This is a genomic window from Telluria sp. RB2R28 (assembly GCF_059685835.1).
Map to the genome: position 1 here is coordinate 353,425 of NZ_JCASIK010000005.1, position 18,183 is coordinate 371,607.

Consider the following 18,183-nt stretch of genomic DNA (forward strand, 5'->3'; position numbering starts at 1 on the left):
TCCGGCAATGCTAGACATTTGTCATGGCGCCGTCAACGTCGGCGTGGTCCTGCTAATTTATCGCGAAAACATATAAATCGGGAAGAAAAAGTGTATTTGCCATACATATCGGCATTCATGCATAGTTATAATATTCAGCTGACCAGATGCCGCCGCGCCTGCGAAGGCCGCTCCAGCCTTACCCCCATCTCCCCACATCACCAGACCTCACAAGGAATAACATGTCCAGCAATCTCCCGTTCGACGCCGCCGACATCATCCGCGCCCGCAAGCCGGGCTTCGCACCGCGCGTCGCGCTGATCCTTGGCTCCGGACTGGGTGTGCTGGCCGAACAGATGACGGACGCCGTCTCGATCAGCTACGCCGACCTGCCGGGCTTCCCGATCAGCACCGTGCACGGCCACGCCGGTGAACTGGTGCTGGGCGAACTGGCCGGCGTGCCGGTCGCCTGCATGAAGGGTCGCGGCCACTTCTACGAAGGCTACGGCCCGGGCGTGATGACCAACGCCGTGCGTACCCTCAAGCAGATCGGCTGCGAACTGCTGTTCGTGACCAATGCCGCCGGCTCGCTGAACATCGAAGCCGATGCCGGCTCGCTGGTCGCGATCACCGACCACATCAACTTTTTGCCGGGCAGCCCGATGTCCGGCCCGAACGACGAGCGCTTCGGCCCGCGCTTCTTCAGCATGTCCAATGCGTATGACGCCGAGACGCGCGAGCAGGTCAAGGCCGTCGCCAAAGAAAAGGGCATCGTGCTGAACGAAGGCGTGTACCTGGCCGCGGCCGGTCCGCACTTCGAGACCGTCGCCGAAATCCGCGCCTTCAAGACGCTGGGCGCCGATGTCGTCGGCATGTCGCTGATCCCCGAAGTCATCGCGGCGCGCCACTGCGGCCTGAAAGTGACGGCGGTGTCGGCAATCACGAATCTGGCCGAAGGCCTGTCGCCGTTCGCGCTGTCGCACGAGCAGACCCTGAAGTACGCGGCGATCGCGGCCAAGGACATGGTCACGCTGATCCACGCGTATATCGAGCGCCTTGGTTTGACCCCACGCGCAGACGCTTAATCACACTTACCGAAAGCGAGCGATCCAATGTCCCGTGCATTCATCCTCCTGCTGGACTCCTTTGGCCTGGGCGCGCTGCCCGATGCCGACAAATACGGCGACCTTGACGCCAACACCTTCGGCCACATTGCCGAATGGGCCGCGAAGGAAGGCAAGCCGATGGCGCTGCCGAACCTCGAGCGCCTCGGCCTGGGCGCGGCCGGCCACAAGGCCAGCGGCGAATGGGCGCCGGGTTTCAGCCAGCGCGACGGTTTCACCGGCGCCTGGGGCATCGCGCGCGAACAGTCGACCGGCAAGGACACGCAAAGCGGTCACTGGGAAATCGCCGGCGTGCCGGTGCTGTTCGACTGGGGTTACTTCCCGAAGACCGTGCCGTCGTTCCCGAAGGAGCTGACTGACAAGCTGCAGGCGTTGACCGGCGTGCCGGGCTGGCTGGCCAACTGCCACGCCTCGGGCACCACCGTCATCAATGACTTCGGCGATGAGCACGTCGCCAGCGGCAAGCCGATCCTGTACACGTCAGCCGACTCGGTGCTGCAGATCGCTGCGCACGAAGAGCACTTTGGCCTCGAACGCCTGTACGCCGTCTGCGAAGCGGCCTATGAACTGGTCAAGCCGTACAACATCGGCCGCGTGATCGCGCGTCCGTTCACGGGCGCCAACGGCGACTACAAGCGCACGTCGAACCGCCACGATTACGCCGTGCCGCCGGTTGCGCCGACGCTGCTGGATCACGTCAAGGATGCGGGCGGCGACGTCTTCGCGCTTGGCAAGATCAGCGACATCTATGCGGGGCAGGGCGTCACGCGCCTGATCAAGGGCCCGGACAATATGGCGCTCTTTGACCGCCTGCTCGAAGTGACCGACGAAGCGGGCGACAAGTCGCTCACGTTCGTCAACTTCGTCGACTTCGACATGCACTTCGGCCACCGCCGCGACGTCGCCGGCTACGCCAACGCGCTGCACGAACTGGACGCGCGCCTGCCGGAATTCATGGCCAAGCTGAAGGACGGCGACCTGGTCGTACTCACCGCCGACCACGGGTGCGACCCGACCGCGCCGGGTTCGGACCATACCCGCGAATACATCCCGATGATCTTCTTCGGCCCGAACGTCGCGCCGCAGGAACTGCCGGTTGCCGACACCTTTTCAAGCATCGGCGCCACGCTGGCCAAGCACCTCGGCGTCAAACCACTCTCGAACGGAATCGCACAGCTATGAGCCAGCCGCTGGACTTCAAACGCAACGTCGCCATGGACCTGGACCTTGGCCTGATCAACAGTCTCAAGGTCAACCGCAACGCGGCCGACCGCCGCGCCGCGAGCCTGGCGAACCGCCGCACGGTGAAAAAGGAATATCAGGCCGCGTGGCTGGTGCGCGCGATCGAGTGCATGGACCTGACCACGCTGTCGGGCGATGACACGCCGGGCCGCGTCGAGCGCCTGTGCATGAAGGCGATGCGCCCGCTGCGCGCCGATTTGATGGCCGCGTTGGGTCTCGAAACCCTGAGCACCGGCGCCGTCTGCGTGTATCACGAAATGATCACGCCAGCCGTCAAGGTCCTGCAGGGCCGCTTGCCCATCGCCGCGGTATCCACCGCATTCCCGGCCGGCCTGTCGAGCATGGAAACCAAGCTGCGCGAGATCGAGTTGTCGGTCGCTGCCGGCGCCACTGAAATCGACATCGTCATCACGCGCCAGCATGTTTTGCTGTGTAACTGGCAGGCGCTATACGACGAGATGGTGGCGTACCGCCAGGCTTGCGGCGATGCGCATGTCAAAGCCATTCTGGCCACCGGTGACCTGGTCACGCTGGAAAACGTGGCGAAAGCCTCGTGGGTCTGCATGATGGCCGGCGCGGACTTCATCAAGACCTCGACCGGCAAGGAAGGCGTGAACGCCACCATCCCGGTCTCGCTGGTCATGGTGCGCGCGATTCGCGACTACCACGAACTGACCGGTTTCCAGGTCGGCTACAAGCCGGCCGGCGGCGTCTCGACCGCGAAGTCGGCGCTGCAATACCTGACCGTGATGAAGGAAGAACTGGGCAACGACTGGCTGCAGCCGCACCTGTTCCGCATCGGTGCATCGAGCCTGCTGACCGACATTGAACGCCAGCTCGAGCACTACGTGACCGGGAACTACTCGGCCGCCCATCGTCACGCGCAACCTTAAATCCGGATACGTCATGCCAACAATTAAAGAGATTCTTCAGACCATGGACTACGGCCCCGCTCTCGAGACCACCAAGGAAGCGCACGCATGGCTGGACGGTCACGAGCGCCGCTTTGGCCTGTTCATCGACAACGCCTGGAGCGACGCCGGTGAAACGTTCGCCACGACCAATCCGGCCGATGGCGTCGAACTGGCGCAGGTCACGCAGGCGACGAACGACGATGTCGAACGCGCCGTGGCAGCCGCGCGTCGCGCGCAGCCGGGCTGGGTGGCACTGGGTGGCCATGGCCGCGCCAAGATCATGTACGCGCTTTCGCGCCTGCTGCAAAAGCATGCGCGCCTGTTCGCCGTGCTCGAAACGCTCGACAACGGCAAGACGATCCGCGAAACGCGCGACGCCGACCTGCCGCTCGTGGCCCGTCATTTCTACCATCACGCCGGCTGGGCGCAACTGCAGGCCGAAGAATTCGCGGACTACCGTGCCGTCGGTGTCGTCGGCCAGATCGTGCCGTGGAACTTCCCGCTGTTGATGTTGGCGTGGAAGATCGCACCGGCGCTGGCCGCCGGTAACACGGTCGTGTTCAAGCCGGCCGAATACACGCCGCTGACTGCCTTGCTGTTTGCCGAACTCTGCCAGCGCGCTGGCGTGCCGGCTGGTGTCGTCAACATCGTCACGGGCGATGGCCGCGTGGGCGAGGCGATCGTCAATCATCCGGGCATCGACAAGATTGCGTTCACCGGTTCGACCGAAGTGGGTCGCCTGATCCGCAAGTCGACCGCCGGCAGCGGCAAGAAGCTGTCGCTCGAGCTGGGCGGCAAGTCGCCGTTCATCGTGTTCGACGACGCCGACCTGGACGCCGCCGTCGAAGGTCTGGTCGACTCGATCTGGTTCAACCAGGGCCAGGTCTGCTGCGCCGGTTCGCGCCTGCTGGTGCAGGAATCGGTGTACGAGCGCTTCATCAAGAAGGTCAAGGCGCGCATGGAAACGCTGCGCGTCGGTTCGCCACTGGACAAGTCGAACGACATCGGCGCACTGGTCGATCCGGTGCAGCAGCAGCGCATCCACGGTCTGGTGGAATCGGCCCGCGCCGAAGGCTGCGAAGTCTGGCAACCAACGGGCGAACTGTCGACGTCCGGTTCGTGGTACCTGCCAACGCTGATCACGGGCGCGTCGACATCGGCCGCCGTGGCGCAGGCCGAAATCTTTGGCCCGGTGCTGGTGGCGATGAGCTTCCGCACCCCGGCTGAAGCCGTGCAACTGGCGAACAACACCGTCTACGGCCTGGCCGCCTGCGTCTGGAGCGAGTCGATCAGCCTGGCGCTGGACGTCGTCCCGCAGATCAAGGCCGGCGTGGTCTGGATCAACACGGCGAACCAGTTCGATGCAGGCTGCGGTTTCGGCGGCTACAAGGAATCGGGCTATGGCCGCGAAGGCGGCAAGGAAGGCATGTACGAATACCTGACGCCGCTGTCGGAAGATGCACGGCCTGCCGCGCCGGTGTTTGCCGCGAAGGGCGCTGTGAAAGCAGCGGACGCCGACAGCCCGTTCGCGATCGACCGCACCGCCAAGCTGTACATCGGCGGCAAGCAGGCGCGCCCTGACGGCGCCTACAGCCGCGCGATCAATGACGCGAACGGCGCGTTCCTGGCCGATATCGGCGAAGGCAGCCGCAAGGACATCCGCAACGCCGTCGAAGCGGCGCACAAGGCCGCTGGCTGGGCCAAGGCCACCGCGCACAACCGCGCGCAGGTGCTGTACTACATCGCCGAGAACCTGGCGATCCGCGCCGACGAATTCGCCGCGCGCATTGCGCAGCAGACCGGCTCGAACGACGCCGCGCGCGAAGTGGCAGCCTCGGTCGAGCGCCTGTTCTACTGGGCCGCCTGGGCCGACAAGTACGACGGCCAGGTGCACCAGCCGCCGATGCACGGCATCACCGTGGCGCTGAACGAGCCAGTGGGCGTGATCGGCATCGTGTGCCCGAACGAGAACCCGCTGCTGGGCTTCATCTCGCTGGTCGCACCGGCGCTGGCGCTGGGCAACCGCGTGGTGGCGGTGCCGTCGGAGCAGTATCCGCTGTCGGCGATCGACCTGTACCAGGTGCTCGATACGTCGGACCTGCCGGGCGGGGCGCTCAATATCGTCACCGGGTCAAGCGACGAGCTGGCGCGCACGCTGGCCTCGCATGGCGAGATCGATGCCGTGTGGCGCCACGACGGTTCTGCCGAAGGGTGTGCCGAAGTCGAGCGCCTGTCGAGCGAGACACTCAAGCGCACCTGGACCGGCGGCGCGAAAGGGCGCGACTGGTTCGATCCGAAGCAGGCCGGTGGCCGCGTCGTGCTGCAGCACGCGAGCCAGGTGAAGAACGTCTGGATTCCATACGGCGTCTGACGTCCTGACTCTTCTTCAACCCTTAACTTCTTGACGACGTAGGGTGGGCGGCTATGCCGCCCACGCGGTGATCGGTAGCGGCGCCGCTCTCGTGCGCGGGCTGGCACACGCCAACCATCACCGCGTGGGCGGGGAACCCGCCCACCCTACAACGCGAAAGCACCAATATGTTCCTCCCCCAAGAAATCATCCGCAAAAAACGCGATGGCGGCATCCTGTCGGCCGAAGAGATCCAGTTTTTTGTCCGCGGCATCCCTGACGGCAGCGTCACCGAAGGCCAGATCGCCGCGCTGGCGATGGCGGTCTACTTCAACGACATGACGATGGATGAACGCGTCGCCTTCACCCTGGCGATGCGCGACTCGGGCCAGGTCATGGAATGGAAATCACTGGACCTCCCGGGCCCGGTCGTTGACAAGCACTCGACCGGCGGCGTCGGCGACGTCGTCTCGCTGATGCTCGGCCCGATGATCGCGGCCTGCGGCGGCTTCGTGCCGATGATCTCGGGCCGGGGCCTGGGCCACACGGGCGGCACGCTCGACAAGTTCGACGCGATCCCTGGCTACAGCACCGTGCCTGATCCGGACACCTTCCGCAAGGTGGTGAAAGACGTGGGCGTGGCCATCATCGGCCAGACCGCCCAGCTGGCGCCGGCTGACAAGCGCTTCTACAGCATCCGCGACACCACGGCGACCGTCGAATCGGTGGCCATGATCACCGGCTCGATCCTGTCGAAGAAACTGTCGGCGGGTCTGGATGCGCTGGTGATGGACGTGAAAGTGGGCAGCGGCGCCTTCATGCCGACGGCCGAAAAATCGCTGGAACTGGCCGAATCGATCGTCAGCGTCGGCAATGGCGCCGGCACCCGCACGTCGGCCATCCTGACCGGCATGAACGAGTCGCTGTGCCACGCGGCCGGCAATGCAGTGGAAGTGCGCGTCGCGATCGATTACCTGACCGGCAAGGCACGCCCGGCACGCCTGCACGAAGTGACGATGGCGCTGTGCGCCGAGATGCTGGTGATTTCGGGCCTGGCAGGCACGGACGCCGAAGCGCGCGCCAAACTGCAAACCGCACTCGATTCGGGCGAAGCAGCCGAACGCTTCGCGCGCATGGTCGCGGCGCTGGGCGGCCCGGCCGACCTGATGGACAAGCCGGACGCGCACCTGGAAACGGCGCCCGTCATCGTGCCGGCGCCAGCGCTGCAGGCCGGCTACGCCGTCTCGGTCGATACCCGTGGCCTGGGCCTGGCGGTTGTCGCGCTGGGTGGCGGTCGTGTGCGCCCGCAAGACACCATCGATTTCGCCGTGGGCCTGACGGGCCTGGTTGAACTGGGTGAGCAGATCGCTGTCGGCCAGCCGCTGGCAATGGTGCATGCACGTTCGGCGGAGGCCGCCGAGCGCGCCGTACGCCAGGTGCAAGCGGCTTATCAGATCGGCGACACCCAGCCGGCCGCCGAGCCGATGATTCACCGTATCGTCCGTCCTTGAAAGAAACGCCATGACCTACACAAAACTGATCGATGAAGCGCGCGCCGCGCGCGAGCTCGCGTACGCGCCGTATTCCAACTTCCAGGTGGGGGCGGCGCTGGCGTGCAAGGATGGCCGCATCTTCCGCGGTTGCAATGTGGAAAACGCCGCCTACGGCCTGTGCAATTGTGCCGAGCGTACGGCGTTCTTTAGCGCCATTGCCAACGGTTACAAGCCAGGCGACTTCGCGGCGCTGGCCGTGATCGGACAGACCGAAGGTCCGATCGCGCCGTGCGGCGCCTGCCGGCAAGTGATCCTGGAATTGGGTGGCAATGAATTGCCGGTGATCCTGACCAATCTGACGGGTGCCATGTTCGAGACCACGGCAGCGGCGCAGTTGCCGAATGCGTTCGGGGGCCAGGACCTGCAGTCTTGAAGGAAAGCGTTCATGGCGCGCAGAAACGTCTGCGCGCCATACTGGCAGCTTCGATCAATCAGCTCTTGTAATCGCCGGGTTAATCACAAAGTGATGATATATACATATCGACTTGGAGCTTGCTATGAAAAAATTGATCGTTCTACTCAGCGGCGTCGTGATCGCGGCAAGTGCCGCAGCCCAGATCACCCCGACCTTGCCTCAGCCCGCCAAGACAGGAACGGCTGACCGGCAAGCGCCGATCACGGGCACCGCGGACAAGCGCGCCAATCCGGCGGCAGAGCCGGAAGACAGCGCGAATTCGGTCTCGACGGATTTCCAGGGCAGCAGCAAGCAGGAAACCACATCGGCCGGCATGGGCCAGCCGAAGAAGCAGACCGAGCGTACGTCGACTTCGAGCCGGAACGGATCTGCTACTCAAAACATCGAAGACAAGACCAAGAAGTAATTTAGTGCCGGAACGGCGTCGCGACGCCGTTCCAACCCCGCATCACCACATCAGATCGTCCGGAATCTTGAAGTCCGCGTACGGATCGTCCTCTTCCACTTCCTGTACTTTCTTCTTGATCTGCACGACGATCGACGCATCGCGCTGGGCGATCTTTTCGCCGATGATGCGCGGAACCAGCTCGAAGCTGCCGTTCATGTGCACGATCACCAGGCGGCCCGCCACCAGGTGCTCGACGATCTGCGACGTTACGTGGATGCGCTCGATCTTGGTGCCGAACGTGAAGTTGTAGGGCACATCACCTTTGCCCTTGGGCTGCTTGTTCTTCTGCACCATCTGCGCGATCTGCGCCAGGATGGCTTTTTGCGCGGCGGCGGCATCGCGCTGGGTGTTCAGCTCGCGCGCACGCTCGGCGTTCTTGCGCTGCAGCTCGAGCGCGGCTTCGCGCGCCTCGTTGACCGACTCCACGCCCGTGCGCAGCTCGTGCTTGTGCTGTTTGCTTTTTGCCTGGGTGACCTGTTTGACCTTTTTCTTGTCGACCAGGCCGGCCTTGAGTAACTGCTCTTGCAGCGAAACCATAATGTGCTTTCCCTAAATATGACGGGCCGCCCGATCACGAAGGCGGCGCAAGGGCGCTAGCATAGCAAACAAGCGCCGAGCCGAGCCAGCATCAGGCGGCGTCCCAGGGATCGTAGGTGCCGACCTGCCACAGATGGCCTTCCGGATCGCGGCAGGCGAACGCACGCCCGCCCTGCGGCGCATCGCCGATCGGCTGGGTGATCACTGCGCCACTGCCGAGCACGCGGGCATGCACGGCATCGGCATCATCCACATGAAGCCAGATCGTTTGCGTCAGCAAGCCGCCAGCCTGCGCCGGTGTCGCCAGCAAGCGGCCATAGTCGTCGGCTGAGTGGGTGCCGATCATGACCATGCCATCGCCCAGTGTGAGCTCGGCGTGGGCAACTTCGCCCTGCCGGCCCGGGATGCAACGCCGTATCGTGAAGCCGAAATTCGTGCACAGCCAGGCGAGCATGGCGGAGGTGTCGTGGTAACGCAGGCAGGGGACGACGGTGGAAGGCATGGCACGCTCCCGGTTCGGTTGGTTGAAACAGCGAAGACAATCCAAAGATGCTTGAAATTTCGACAACGGGCCCACAATGTAAGCATATCGTACCTTCCAACCGGAGACCATCATGAACCCGTCAGACGAAAAAACCTTGCAGGACTTCCTGGGCCAACTGGTCCAGGCCCGTGGCGTGACGAAAGATCCGCAAGCCGATGCGCTGATCCAGCGCGCCGTGGCCGAGCAACCGGACGCCGCCTACCTGCTGGTGCAGCGTGCGCTGCTGGTGGAGCAGGCGCTGGGCAATGCCAAGGCGCGCATCGCCGAGCTGGAACGTCAGACCACGAAGGGCAGCGGCGGGTTCCTCGACGCGAATACGTGGGGTAATTCGGCGCAAAGCAATCCATCGTCATCATCACAGGCGCCAGCGCAAGGCGCAGTGCAGGGTACGGCAGCACCGGCACGCAGCGGGGGCTTCCTGGGTGGTGCCGGCGGCGGCATGCTGGGCACGATCGCGGCCACGGCGGCTGGCGTAGCAGCTGGTAGCTTCCTGTTCCATGGCATCGGCAATTTGCTCGATCACAATGGTGCGGGAGCCGGCGCGGAAGGTGGCGCCAATCATTTGCTGGCTGATGCTGGTGGGGACGACGCGAACAGCGGTGGTGCACTGGCTGACCAGGCCGGCATCGGCGCCATCGATGAACCGGGTGCGGCCGACGATCCGCTTGCCGACAGCAACCATGGGGATGAGCCGAGCGGGTTCTTCGATGGCGATGGGTCGGATGAGGGCGTGTTTGGCTAGACGAGCGTCATCAGTACGCCAGTTGTCGCGGCCAGGGCCACGACCAGCCAGGCTGGCGCGCGCCACGTCACCAGCAGCATGAAGCAGCCCAGCGCCACGGCGGCGTCACGCAGGTCGAGTACGGCGCTCGTCCAGACCGGGTTGTACAGCGCGGCGCCGAGAATGCCCACGACGGCCGCATTGGCGCCCATGACCGCGTGGCGAAGCGCGCGCTGGCGCTGCAGCCGGGCCCAGAACGGCAGGGCGCCGTAGACGAGCAACAGCCCCGGCAAGAACAACGCCACCAGCGCCACGCAGGCGCCGCCGACGGCGGTGGCGCTCATCCCGGCCTGCGCGCCAAGGAATGCGGCAAATGCAAACAATGGCCCGGGCAGTGCCTGGGCCATGCCATACCCCGACAGGAACGTTTCGCTGCTGATCCAGCCGCTGGCAACGGTCTCGGCCTGCAGCAGCGGCAACACCACGTGGCCGCCACCGAACACGAGCGCGCCCGAGCGGTAGAAGGCGTCGAACAGGGCGAGCGGCCCGTACTGCGTGACAGCGGCGGCGACGGGCAACAACACGAACAGCAAACCACACAGGACCAGCGCGGCCACGCCGCTCGCCACGCGCACTGGAAACGCGAGTGGGGCAGCGCCGTGCGGGGCCTCGCCGCGGCACCAGGCCCAGCCGGCCAGCGCACCGGCCGCGATGGCGACGAGCTGACCACCGGGGCCGGCGGCAACGACGACGATCGCGATGGCGGCCAGGGCAATTGCCTTGCGTTGCCAGTCGGGCGTCAGCGTGCCCGCCATCCCCCACACCGCCTGCGCGACGACAGCGACCGCCACCAGTTTCAGCCCGTGCACCGCGCCAGTGGCCAGCGGGCCGGTCGTGACCGCAGCCCCGAGCGCCCAGGCGAGCATCAGCAGCGCCGACGGCAAGGTAAAACCGAGCCACGCGGCGCAACCACCCAGTACGCCGCCGCCGCGCAGCACGCCCAGCGCAAAACCGACCTGGCTCGATGCCGGCCCGGGCAGAAACTGGCACAGTGCGACCAGTTCGCCATAGCGCGCGTCGTCCAGCCAGCGGCGGCGCAGGACGAATTCATTGCGGAAGTAGCCCAGGTGGGCGATCGGGCCGCCGAACGAGCGCAGCCCCAGCAGCAGGAAAATCCCGAAGATGGCGAACAGAGAACTGGCACCTGCAACATCGGCAGCAGCGTCGGTTGTTGGGTCGGTTTGGTCGCGCACGATTACATCTGCTGGAACAGCGTGCTGTGGTTGCGGCTGACTTCGAGCGCCTCGGGATACCCGTGCAGCGTCAGCATCTGCCGGCCACGCAAGTCGCGCCGCACTTCGGCGATCGCATCGACCCGCACCAGCGTCGAGCGGTGGATGCGCCAGAATTCGTCGGGGTCGAGCGCTTCTTCGAGTTCCTTGAGCGTCTTGCGGATCAGGTGCTGGGCGGTGGCCGTCTGCACCCGCGTATACTTGTCGTCGGACTGGAAGAACAGCACCTCGGACGTCGCGACCATGCGCAGGCTCGTGCCCGACTGGGCCTGGATCCAGCGCAGATACGAGGGTTTTGACGAAGGCGCCGCGCGACCCAGCAGCTGGTCGCCCAGTTGCGCCAGCCGGGCCAGCTGGGCGCCGATGTCCTGCGGCTTGTGCTCGAGCTGGCGGCGCAGGCGCGCCACCGTGGTATCGAGCCGCGCCAGCGTCACCGGCTTGAGCAGGTAATCGATCGCGCCGTGCTCGAACGCCTCGACGGCGTACTGGTCGTAGGCGGTGGCAAACACGATGTGGCAGTTGGCGTACAGCTGGCGTGCCGCGTCGATGCCGCCCATGCCCGGCATGCGGATGTCGAGGAACGCGATGTCCGGCTTGTGCTGCGCCGCCAGCGCCACCGCCTCGACCCCATTGGCGGCTTCAGCGACGATGCGCAGCTCGGGCCACGCCTCGTGCAGGCGCGAGCGCAACTGGTCACGCATCAGGGCTTCGTCATCGGCAATCAGGGCAGTGGGCATGGCGGAGTGCATCGCGGAGTGCATCGTAATATCAGCCGTCTTCGGTCATCCGGTACGGCAGGCGAATCGACACGCAGGCGCCGCCTGTTACCGGTGCTTCGATCACGAGTTCGGCCTCCTTGCCGTACAACAGCGCCAGGCGTTCGCGGATATTCGCCAGGCCCACGCCGCTGCCGGCATGCAGGTTGAAGCCGACACCGTCGTCGAGGACATCCACATGCAGCGTGGCGCCTTCGACCCGCGAACGCACGACGATCGTGCCGCCCGCGACCTTGGGCTCGAGCCCATGCTTGATCGCGTTCTCGATCAGCGTCTGCAGCATCATCGGCGGGAACGGCGCGCTGCCGAGAAAATCGGGCACCTCGAAGCGGACCTGGAGCCGCTCCTTCATCCGCGCCTGCATGATGGCGAGATAGGCGCGCGACAGTTCGACCTGCTTGCCCAGCGTGCCGCCGGTGCCGCCTTTGCCCATCGACCCGCGCATCTGCGGCAGTGACGCCCGCAGGTACTCGATCAGGTGGCCGTGCACGCGCGCGGCTTCCTTCGGATCGGTTTCGATCAGCTGGCCGATCAGCGCCAGCGTGTTGAACAGGAAGTGCGGCTCCACCTGGGCCTGGAGCGTGGCCATCTGCGCTTCGGTCAGGCGCCGCTCGAGATTGGCCACGTCGGCCTTGCTCGACGCATCGCGCGCCAGCAGTTCGGCGCGGCGCTTGCCGCCAGCGAGTACCTTCACGCCAAACGAGACCAGGATGAACCAGATCGCCGGCTCGACCAGGTTGACGAACAGGCCGGCGACGAAACCCAGGAACCAGACCAGGTACAGCTGGCGCCATTCGATCAGCGCGAGCCAGTCGAAGAAGCGCCACCACAGGGCGCCCGCTTCGCGCATGGCGTCGCGCACGAAGTCGAGCGCGCGGTTGATCTGGACAGCCGCCATGATTTATTCTCCGCTCGTGTGGCGCAGGCGGCGCTGTGGGCGGCCAAACACGGCCACGGCGACGAACTTGAGCACCAGGAGGCCAACGAACAAGGCCAGCACGATCGGCACGATGGTGACCAGCGCAGCGAGAGCGATCGCGAGCACCAGCAGCACTGGCCAAGGCATGCGGGTCAGGTAGCGTGCGCCGGATTTGGCCAGGCGCCAGGTGGTGCGGCCGGCCACTTCGGCGTTGCGCAGGATCGACTGGAAGCGGCTGGCGGGCGTATGAATGGTTTTCACGTGCAGTCCTTTCAAAGAGTGATGACCCTACTGTAGGGACGCATCCCGCCCAGGCCAAGGGCGATCCGACGAACGGTGCGATTTCTGGGGCGAGCGGTCATCAGCGTGGATGAGCGGGGCACGGTTTTTCGTGTCAATACGGCGACGCTGCACGATCGGTGTTACGGCGCGATGAGCTTGAGCGCTTCCTGGCGCATCACGTCGAGCATGCCTGCCTGCGACGTGCGTGCGCAGCCGGCCAGCGTCGCGTCGAACAGCGTGTCGGCCGGCGGGAAGGTGCGGCTTGCGCCTTCGCGCTGGAAGCTGTAGATCAATTTGCCGACGCTCTCGTAGAACACTGGCAGTTCGCGCAGGCTGCGTTCCGGGAACGTCGCAATGTGGTAGGCCACATCGACGTTCAGGTCGGCGCAGGTCTTGGTGGCGATGGTCGCGGTGTGGTCCTTGCGGAAGCGGTAAGTGACCATCCCACTGACAGCGCCGTCCACGCCGGTGATGTCGAGCCGTCTGGCCATGCCAAGGGCCAGCGCATCGAGGTCGGCCGAGCGCGACGACTCGCGCACCGTCGCTGCGGCCTGGCGGCCCCGCGTGCCGGGCGTGAGTTCGATCGTGACCATGCCCTGGACACCACGCCGCACGAGTGCCTGCGGATAGCTGGCATCGCTGGCGTAGATCGTGATGTCGCGCCAGGCCGGCACCGTGGCCTGGGCCGCGACCGATTGCGGTGCCAGCCCAAGAACCCCAAGCGCCAGGGTCGAACACGCTGCGATGGTTTTCATGGGGTGCCTCTGCATCGTTGTCAGGACGCCTTGCGGTCGTTCCAGTAATCGCGCAGCAGGCCGTAGAACACGGTGTCGGCGTACTCGCCGTGCACGCGCCAGCGCTGTGGCATGAAGCCTTCCTTGCGAAAGCCGAGTTTTTCCAGCACGTGGGCGGACGCGTCGTTGCGCGGGTCGATGTCGGCCTCGACCCGGTTGATGCCAACCTCGTTGAAGCCGTGATCGAGCACGGCTTCGATCGCTTCGCTGGCGTAGCCATTGCCCCAGTGACCGCTGGCGATGGCGTAGCCCAGTTCGCAGCGGTTGTACTGGTTGTAGAAGTGGTGCAGGGCGACGGTGCCGATCACTTCGCGGCTGCCCGCCAGCTCGATGGCAAAGCGCAGCTCGGTCTCATCGCGGTAGGCTTCGAGCGCGCGCGCGATGGCGGTGTCGGCCATCGAGATGTCGGTCCACGGCTCGGCGCTCCAGTAGCGCACGACGGTGGGGTCGGAAAAAATGGCATACAAGGCCCGTGCATCGGTGGCGGCCAGCGGGCGCAGCATCAGGCGTTGGGTGGTCAGAACAGGCGTGCTATAAGTCGACATGGGTTTGCATTGTCATAGTTGTAAGCGTTAGCATACCATCGACTCGGGGCGTGCAGACAAGCGCCGCGCGCTTTACTGTCACTGTCTATCGTCACCATCTACCGTCGCCATCAAGGCAGGAGATCCGTCATGCACCAGGCCAGGCCCAGCAGCATGTCATCCTTCTGGATGCCATTCACGAACAACCGCGACTTCAAACGCGCCCCGCGCCTGCTGGTCTCGGCCGCGGGCATGTACTACCGCGACGTCGACGGCAATCAGGTGCTCGACGGCGCCGCCGGCCTGTGGTGCGTGCCGTGCGGGCACGGCCAGCCAAAGATCGCGGCGGCGATTGCGCAGATGGCCGGCCAGCTCGACTTCGCGCCCACGTTTCAGATGGGGCATCCGGCTGCGTTCGAACTGGCCGAACGGCTGATCGATTTCAGCGGGGGCCGTTTCTCCCACGTGTTCTACACCAATTCCGGTTCGGAAGCGGTCGACACCGCGCTCAAGATCGCGCTGGCCTACCACCGGCTGCGCGGCGAAGGCGGGCGCACGCGCCTGATCGGCCGCGAGCGCGGCTACCACGGCGTGGGCTTCGGCGGGCTGTCGGTCGGCGGCATCGGCGCCAACCGCAAGGCGTTCGGCCCGCTGCTGCCGGGTGTCGACCATCTGCGCCACACGCACGACCCCGAGCGCAATGCCTTCGCGCGCGGCGAACCCGAACACGGCGCCGAGCTGGCCGACGACCTCGAACGCATGCTGCTGCTGCACGATCCGTCGACGATCGCCGCCGTGATCGTCGAACCGGTGGCCGGTTCGACCGGCGTGCTGATTCCGCCCAAGGGCTATCTGGCGCGGCTGCGCGCGATCTGCGACCGGCACGGCATCCTGCTCATTTTCGATGAAGTCATCACGGGCTTTGGCCGCCTGACCACGCCGTTTGCAGGCGACTGGTTCGGCGTCGAACCCGACATGATGACGACCGCGAAAGGCATCACCAACGGCGCCGTACCGATGGGCGCCGTGTTTTCCAGGGGCTTCATCCACGAAGCGTTCATGGAGGCGCCGCCCGGCATCGAGCTGTTTCACGGCTATACCTATTCGGGCCACCCGCTGGCCTGCGCCGCGGCGCTGGCCACGCTCGACGTGTTTGCCGAGCAGGACATATTGGCCAATGCAGCGGCCATCCAGCCGTATTTCGAAGAAGCGCTGCAGTCGCTGCGCGGCCTGCCGCACGTGATCGACCTGCGCTCGCTCGGCATCATCGCCGGCATCGAGCTGGCCCCGATCCCGGGCCAGCCGGGCGCGCGCGGCTATGCAGCGCTCAAGGCGGCGTTCGCCTCCGGGCTGTTGATCCGCACGACGGGCGACATCATCGCGCTGTCGCCGCCGCTGGTCATGGAGCGCCAGCATGTGGATGAATTGTTCGGCAAGCTGGCGGACGTGTTGAAGGGGCTTGCGTGATCACCGCGTTCACGCGGGCCGGATCGCCCTTGTCTGTCATCGTCCTGGGATTGCTGATGCTTGGCGCCTGTGCGCAGGAGCAGCACCCGCTTGATCGCCAGCTGTCGCAACTGCGTCCCGACGCCGTCGTGCTGCTGGCGGGGCTGGACTGGCCCGCAGGGACGTTGTTATGTCCGATGACACCCTACCAAAGCACACTATCTGCCGAGGGGCCGGTTGCGAAGCGCGTGAATGGCTACTTGAAGCGTACGCAATTTACTGGCGATGAAGACCATTGGTCGCTGGTCGTCGTCAAGCCGGCGCAAGCTGGCGACGACGGTATCGAGCATCTGAGGTTCAAGCGCGGGACCTATGACGTCGTGACAGAGCCCGCAAGGGTCGCCGAAGCCGTGAAGGCGCAGGCATCGGCGTTCACGCTGCAGGATTGTGTGCCGGTGGAGCAGGCCCGTGTACTGGTGGCCCGCGACCGGTCGCAACGTACCTTCATCAGCTTTGGCACATCCTGAACACGGCGCTTGTGAAACGCCGTCAACCTGGCGTCTCGCTGAAGTTTTTTAGAAAGTCCAGTAACACCTGCCCCGCGATATCCGCATCGTCCGCCGTCATCGTCTCGAGCGGATTGTGGCTGATCCCGCCGTTGCCGCAGCGGACGAACAGCATCGCCACGTCAGTCAGTTGTACCATGCACATGGCGTCGTGGCCGGCGCCGGATGGCAGCTCGAAATGGGGCAGGCCAGCCCGTTCCACCGCTGCGCCCAGCTGCGCCATCAGGCGCGGCGCGCACGGCACGGCGTCGATCTCCAGCAGCTTGACCAGCCGTTCGCCGATGCCGCGCGCGGCGCAGATGGCGCTGATGCCGGCCAGGATATCGCCCACTGCGGCCAGGCGCACCGCATCGTCGGCGGCGCGGATGTCGAGCGACAGGCGGCAGGCGCCGGGAATCACGTTGACCGAGCCGCCCGGCACCTCAAGCTGGCCAACCGTGCCGACCAGCGCCGCGCCCTGGCAGCAGCGCGCTTCCACCAGCAGCACGATCTCGGCAGCGGCAACAGCCGCATCGCGCCGCATGCCCATTGGCGTGGTGCCGGCGTGGCTGGCCACGCCGCGCAGTTCGACGATATAGCGCGAGCTGCCGGCAATCGCGTTCACCACACCCAGCGGCAGGCCACGTTCGAGCAGCACCGGGCCTTGTTCGATGTGGACTTCGACAAAGCCGAGCAGTAGCGCAGGATCGCGTGCGATGCTGGCGATAGCCGAATGGTCGTGGCCAGCCTGCGCCAGCGCGTCCCCGAGCGTAACGCCCTCGCTGTCGACGGCGCTTAATAAACCCATGTCGAAGCTGCCCGCAATCGCGCTGCTGCCCAGGAACGTGCTGCGGAAACGCACGCCTTCTTCTTCGGCAAACGCGATCACCTCCAGGTCGTACGGCAGGCGCTGGCCGCGCGCGTGCAGGTCGGCGACCACGGCGATCGGCAGCAGGATGCCCAGGCGGCCGTCGTACTTGCCGCCATCGCGCACGGTGTCGTAGTGCGAACCCGTGGCCAGCGTTCTGGCGCCCGGCTGCGCGGCGGCGTAGCGGCCGACGACATTGCCTACCGCGTCGATGTGGACCATCATGCCGGCCTCGCGCATCCAGCCGGCGATGCACGCGGCGGTGCGCTGGTGGGCCGGCGTCATGTAGGCGCAGGTCAGGTTCGTCTCAACGTCGCTGATCGCGCCCAGCGCTTCGCACCAGTCCATCACGCGCGCGCCGAGCGACGGCGTCACGCCCAGCAGCGCGTTCAGCCGGATCTCGGCGATGCGGTGCACCTGGCGCAGCGCCTCGCGCAGTTCGTCACCGCGCGCGTTGCCAATACGACGCTCGAAGGTGGCGATGATGGCCTGGCGCGACAGGCCCTGGCCGGTCGGCCCCTTGACCGCGAGGATGAACGGAAAGCCGAAGCGGCCGTTGTAGTCGGCGTTCAGCGTATGTAGTTGCGCATACTCATGCGGCGTGCAGCGGTCCAGCCCCGAGCTGGCTTGCTCGCTTGTCGATTCGGCCGTCAGGGCGCCGGCAATCGCCGCCTTGCCGGCCAGTTCCGGGTGGGCGCGCAGCAGCGCCAGTTGTTCGTCGATGCTGGCCGCATCCACCACCGACTGCAAGGCGCGCTTGAGCGCGGCCAGGCTGGCGAACGGGCGGGCGGGCGCCGCGCGCGCGGCGATCCAGGGCGAATGTTCGTAGATGCCGCGCAGGGTCTCGACAAAGTCGGCGGCCTCGCAGGCGTTCAGCGTTGCGATCGTGGTCATCTGCGCTCCATGGTGG

At 65.7% G+C, this 18,183-nt stretch carries 19 protein-coding genes; 10 read left to right on the forward strand and 9 right to left on the reverse strand.

Annotated elements, in window-relative coordinates; all coding sequences use genetic code 11:
• Positions 1-221: 221 nt before the first annotated feature.
• From xapA to AC56LV_RS19845, 7 genes are all read left to right on the forward strand, one after another.
• Complete coding sequence (gene xapA, locus AC56LV_RS19815; RefSeq protein ID WP_499560117.1) at positions 222-1,064, forward strand: xanthosine phosphorylase; 843 nt, start codon at positions 222-224, stop codon at positions 1,062-1,064.
• A gap of 27 nt (positions 1,065-1,091) precedes the next feature.
• Positions 1,092-2,285, forward strand: coding sequence for a phosphopentomutase (locus AC56LV_RS19820; protein ID WP_499560118.1), 1,194 nt, complete (start codon positions 1,092-1,094; stop codon positions 2,283-2,285).
• Positions 2,282-3,238: a deoxyribose-phosphate aldolase gene (deoC, locus tag AC56LV_RS19825; protein WP_499560119.1), complete on the forward strand. Its 957-nt coding sequence runs from the start codon at positions 2,282-2,284 to the stop codon at positions 3,236-3,238. The genes AC56LV_RS19820 and deoC overlap by 4 nt, the downstream gene beginning before the upstream one ends.
• A gap of 13 nt (positions 3,239-3,251) precedes the next feature.
• The gene (locus AC56LV_RS19830) at positions 3,252-5,630 is read left to right on the forward strand and encodes an aldehyde dehydrogenase family protein (protein WP_499560120.1); all 2,379 of its coding nucleotides are present in this window, start codon (positions 3,252-3,254) and stop codon (positions 5,628-5,630) included.
• 167 nt (positions 5,631-5,797) lie between these two features.
• The gene (gene deoA, locus AC56LV_RS19835; RefSeq protein ID WP_499560121.1) at positions 5,798-7,120 is read left to right on the forward strand and encodes a thymidine phosphorylase; all 1,323 of its coding nucleotides are present in this window, start codon (positions 5,798-5,800) and stop codon (positions 7,118-7,120) included.
• A gap of 10 nt (positions 7,121-7,130) precedes the next feature.
• Complete coding sequence (locus tag AC56LV_RS19840) at positions 7,131-7,535, forward strand: cytidine deaminase (protein ID WP_499560122.1); 405 nt, start codon at positions 7,131-7,133, stop codon at positions 7,533-7,535.
• A gap of 124 nt (positions 7,536-7,659) precedes the next feature.
• Positions 7,660-7,983, forward strand: a complete 324-nt coding sequence (locus tag AC56LV_RS19845; protein WP_499560123.1) for a hypothetical protein — start codon at positions 7,660-7,662, stop codon at positions 7,981-7,983.
• Positions 7,984-8,025: 42 nt separating this feature from the next.
• Here AC56LV_RS19845 and AC56LV_RS19850 read toward each other — a convergent pair whose 3' ends face one another.
• Together AC56LV_RS19850 and AC56LV_RS19855 are read right to left on the reverse strand one after the other, a co-directional pair.
• Positions 8,026-8,562 carry a DUF2058 domain-containing protein gene (locus tag AC56LV_RS19850; RefSeq protein WP_183557442.1) on the reverse strand — a complete coding sequence of 179 codons (537 nt, stop codon included), beginning with the start codon at positions 8,560-8,562 and terminating at the stop codon, positions 8,026-8,028.
• 91 nt (positions 8,563-8,653) lie between these two features.
• Positions 8,654-9,064 (reverse strand): VOC family protein, encoded by a 411-nt coding sequence (locus AC56LV_RS19855; protein ID WP_499560124.1) that lies wholly within the window; start codon positions 9,062-9,064, stop codon positions 8,654-8,656.
• 112 nt (positions 9,065-9,176) lie between these two features.
• On the opposite strand from AC56LV_RS19855, the gene AC56LV_RS19860 reads away from it, so the two are divergent.
• Positions 9,177-9,848 (forward strand): DUF2076 family protein, encoded by a 672-nt coding sequence (locus AC56LV_RS19860; protein ID WP_499560125.1) that lies wholly within the window; start codon positions 9,177-9,179, stop codon positions 9,846-9,848.
• On the opposite strand, the gene chrA is transcribed toward AC56LV_RS19860, so the two are convergent.
• From chrA to AC56LV_RS19890, 6 genes are all read right to left on the reverse strand, one after another.
• Positions 9,845-11,080 (reverse strand): chromate efflux transporter, encoded by a 1,236-nt coding sequence (chrA, locus tag AC56LV_RS19865; protein WP_499560126.1) that lies wholly within the window; start codon positions 11,078-11,080, stop codon positions 9,845-9,847. The genes AC56LV_RS19860 and chrA overlap by 4 nt on opposite strands.
• Positions 11,081-11,082: 2 nt before the next feature.
• A complete protein-coding gene (locus AC56LV_RS19870) occupies positions 11,083-11,856 on the reverse strand; it encodes a LytR/AlgR family response regulator transcription factor (RefSeq protein ID WP_499560127.1) in 774 nt (257 codons plus the stop codon).
• Between the two features lie 31 nt (positions 11,857-11,887).
• A complete protein-coding gene (locus AC56LV_RS19875) occupies positions 11,888-12,793 on the reverse strand; it encodes a sensor histidine kinase (RefSeq protein WP_499560128.1) in 906 nt (301 codons plus the stop codon).
• 3 nt (positions 12,794-12,796) lie between these two features.
• Positions 12,797-13,075 carry a hypothetical protein gene (locus tag AC56LV_RS19880; RefSeq protein WP_332530174.1) on the reverse strand — a complete coding sequence of 93 codons (279 nt, stop codon included), beginning with the start codon at positions 13,073-13,075 and terminating at the stop codon, positions 12,797-12,799.
• A 161-nt stretch (positions 13,076-13,236) separates the two neighbouring features.
• Positions 13,237-13,851 (reverse strand): TonB family protein, encoded by a 615-nt coding sequence (locus AC56LV_RS19885; protein WP_499560129.1) that lies wholly within the window; start codon positions 13,849-13,851, stop codon positions 13,237-13,239.
• A 20-nt stretch (positions 13,852-13,871) separates the two neighbouring features.
• The gene (locus AC56LV_RS19890; RefSeq protein ID WP_183557469.1) at positions 13,872-14,435 is read right to left on the reverse strand and encodes a GNAT family N-acetyltransferase; all 564 of its coding nucleotides are present in this window, start codon (positions 14,433-14,435) and stop codon (positions 13,872-13,874) included.
• Between the two features lie 129 nt (positions 14,436-14,564).
• Here AC56LV_RS19890 and aptA point away from each other — a divergent pair, with 129 nt between their 5' ends.
• Both aptA and AC56LV_RS19900 read left to right on the forward strand, forming a co-directional pair.
• On the forward strand, positions 14,565-15,881 hold the full coding sequence (aptA, locus tag AC56LV_RS19895; protein WP_499560130.1) for an omega-aminotransferase AptA: 1,317 nt from the start codon (positions 14,565-14,567) through the stop codon (positions 15,879-15,881).
• Complete coding sequence (locus AC56LV_RS19900; protein WP_499560131.1) at positions 15,878-16,387, forward strand: hypothetical protein; 510 nt, start codon at positions 15,878-15,880, stop codon at positions 16,385-16,387. The genes aptA and AC56LV_RS19900 overlap by 4 nt, the downstream gene beginning before the upstream one ends.
• 22 nt (positions 16,388-16,409) lie before the next feature.
• Here the strand turns inward: AC56LV_RS19900 and AC56LV_RS19905 are convergent, their stop codons facing one another.
• Positions 16,410-18,167 carry an allantoate amidohydrolase gene (locus AC56LV_RS19905; protein ID WP_499560132.1) on the reverse strand — a complete coding sequence of 586 codons (1,758 nt, stop codon included), beginning with the start codon at positions 18,165-18,167 and terminating at the stop codon, positions 16,410-16,412.
• Between the last annotated feature and the right edge of the window lie 16 nt (positions 18,168-18,183).

Excerpts from the sequence above, each read along its gene's own strand:
- xapA (WP_499560117.1), top strand. The coding sequence starts at position 222 with ATGTCCAGCAATCTCCCGTTCGACGCCGCCGACATCATCCGCGCCCGC.
- AC56LV_RS19820 (WP_499560118.1), top strand. The coding sequence starts at position 1,092 with ATGTCCCGTGCATTCATCCTCCTGCTGGACTCCTTTGGCCTGGGCGCG.
- deoC (WP_499560119.1), top strand. The coding sequence starts at position 2,282 with ATGAGCCAGCCGCTGGACTTCAAACGCAACGTCGCCATGGACCTGGAC.
- AC56LV_RS19830 (WP_499560120.1), top strand. The coding sequence starts at position 3,252 with ATGCCAACAATTAAAGAGATTCTTCAGACCATGGACTACGGCCCCGCT.
- deoA (WP_499560121.1), top strand. The coding sequence starts at position 5,798 with ATGTTCCTCCCCCAAGAAATCATCCGCAAAAAACGCGATGGCGGCATC.
- AC56LV_RS19840 (WP_499560122.1), top strand. The coding sequence starts at position 7,131 with ATGACCTACACAAAACTGATCGATGAAGCGCGCGCCGCGCGCGAGCTC.
- AC56LV_RS19845 (WP_499560123.1), top strand. The coding sequence starts at position 7,660 with ATGAAAAAATTGATCGTTCTACTCAGCGGCGTCGTGATCGCGGCAAGT.
- AC56LV_RS19850 (WP_183557442.1), bottom strand. The coding sequence starts at position 8,562 with ATGGTTTCGCTGCAAGAGCAGTTACTCAAGGCCGGCCTGGTCGACAAG.
- AC56LV_RS19855 (WP_499560124.1), bottom strand. The coding sequence starts at position 9,064 with ATGCCTTCCACCGTCGTCCCCTGCCTGCGTTACCACGACACCTCCGCC.
- AC56LV_RS19860 (WP_499560125.1), top strand. The coding sequence starts at position 9,177 with ATGAACCCGTCAGACGAAAAAACCTTGCAGGACTTCCTGGGCCAACTG.
- AC56LV_RS19870 (WP_499560127.1), bottom strand. The coding sequence starts at position 11,856 with ATGCCCACTGCCCTGATTGCCGATGACGAAGCCCTGATGCGTGACCAG.
- AC56LV_RS19875 (WP_499560128.1), bottom strand. The coding sequence starts at position 12,793 with ATGGCGGCTGTCCAGATCAACCGCGCGCTCGACTTCGTGCGCGACGCC.
- AC56LV_RS19885 (WP_499560129.1), bottom strand. The coding sequence starts at position 13,851 with ATGAAAACCATCGCAGCGTGTTCGACCCTGGCGCTTGGGGTTCTTGGG.
- AC56LV_RS19890 (WP_183557469.1), bottom strand. The coding sequence starts at position 14,435 with ATGTCGACTTATAGCACGCCTGTTCTGACCACCCAACGCCTGATGCTG.
- aptA (WP_499560130.1), top strand. The coding sequence starts at position 14,565 with ATGCACCAGGCCAGGCCCAGCAGCATGTCATCCTTCTGGATGCCATTC.
- AC56LV_RS19905 (WP_499560132.1), bottom strand. The coding sequence starts at position 18,167 with ATGACCACGATCGCAACGCTGAACGCCTGCGAGGCCGCCGACTTTGTC.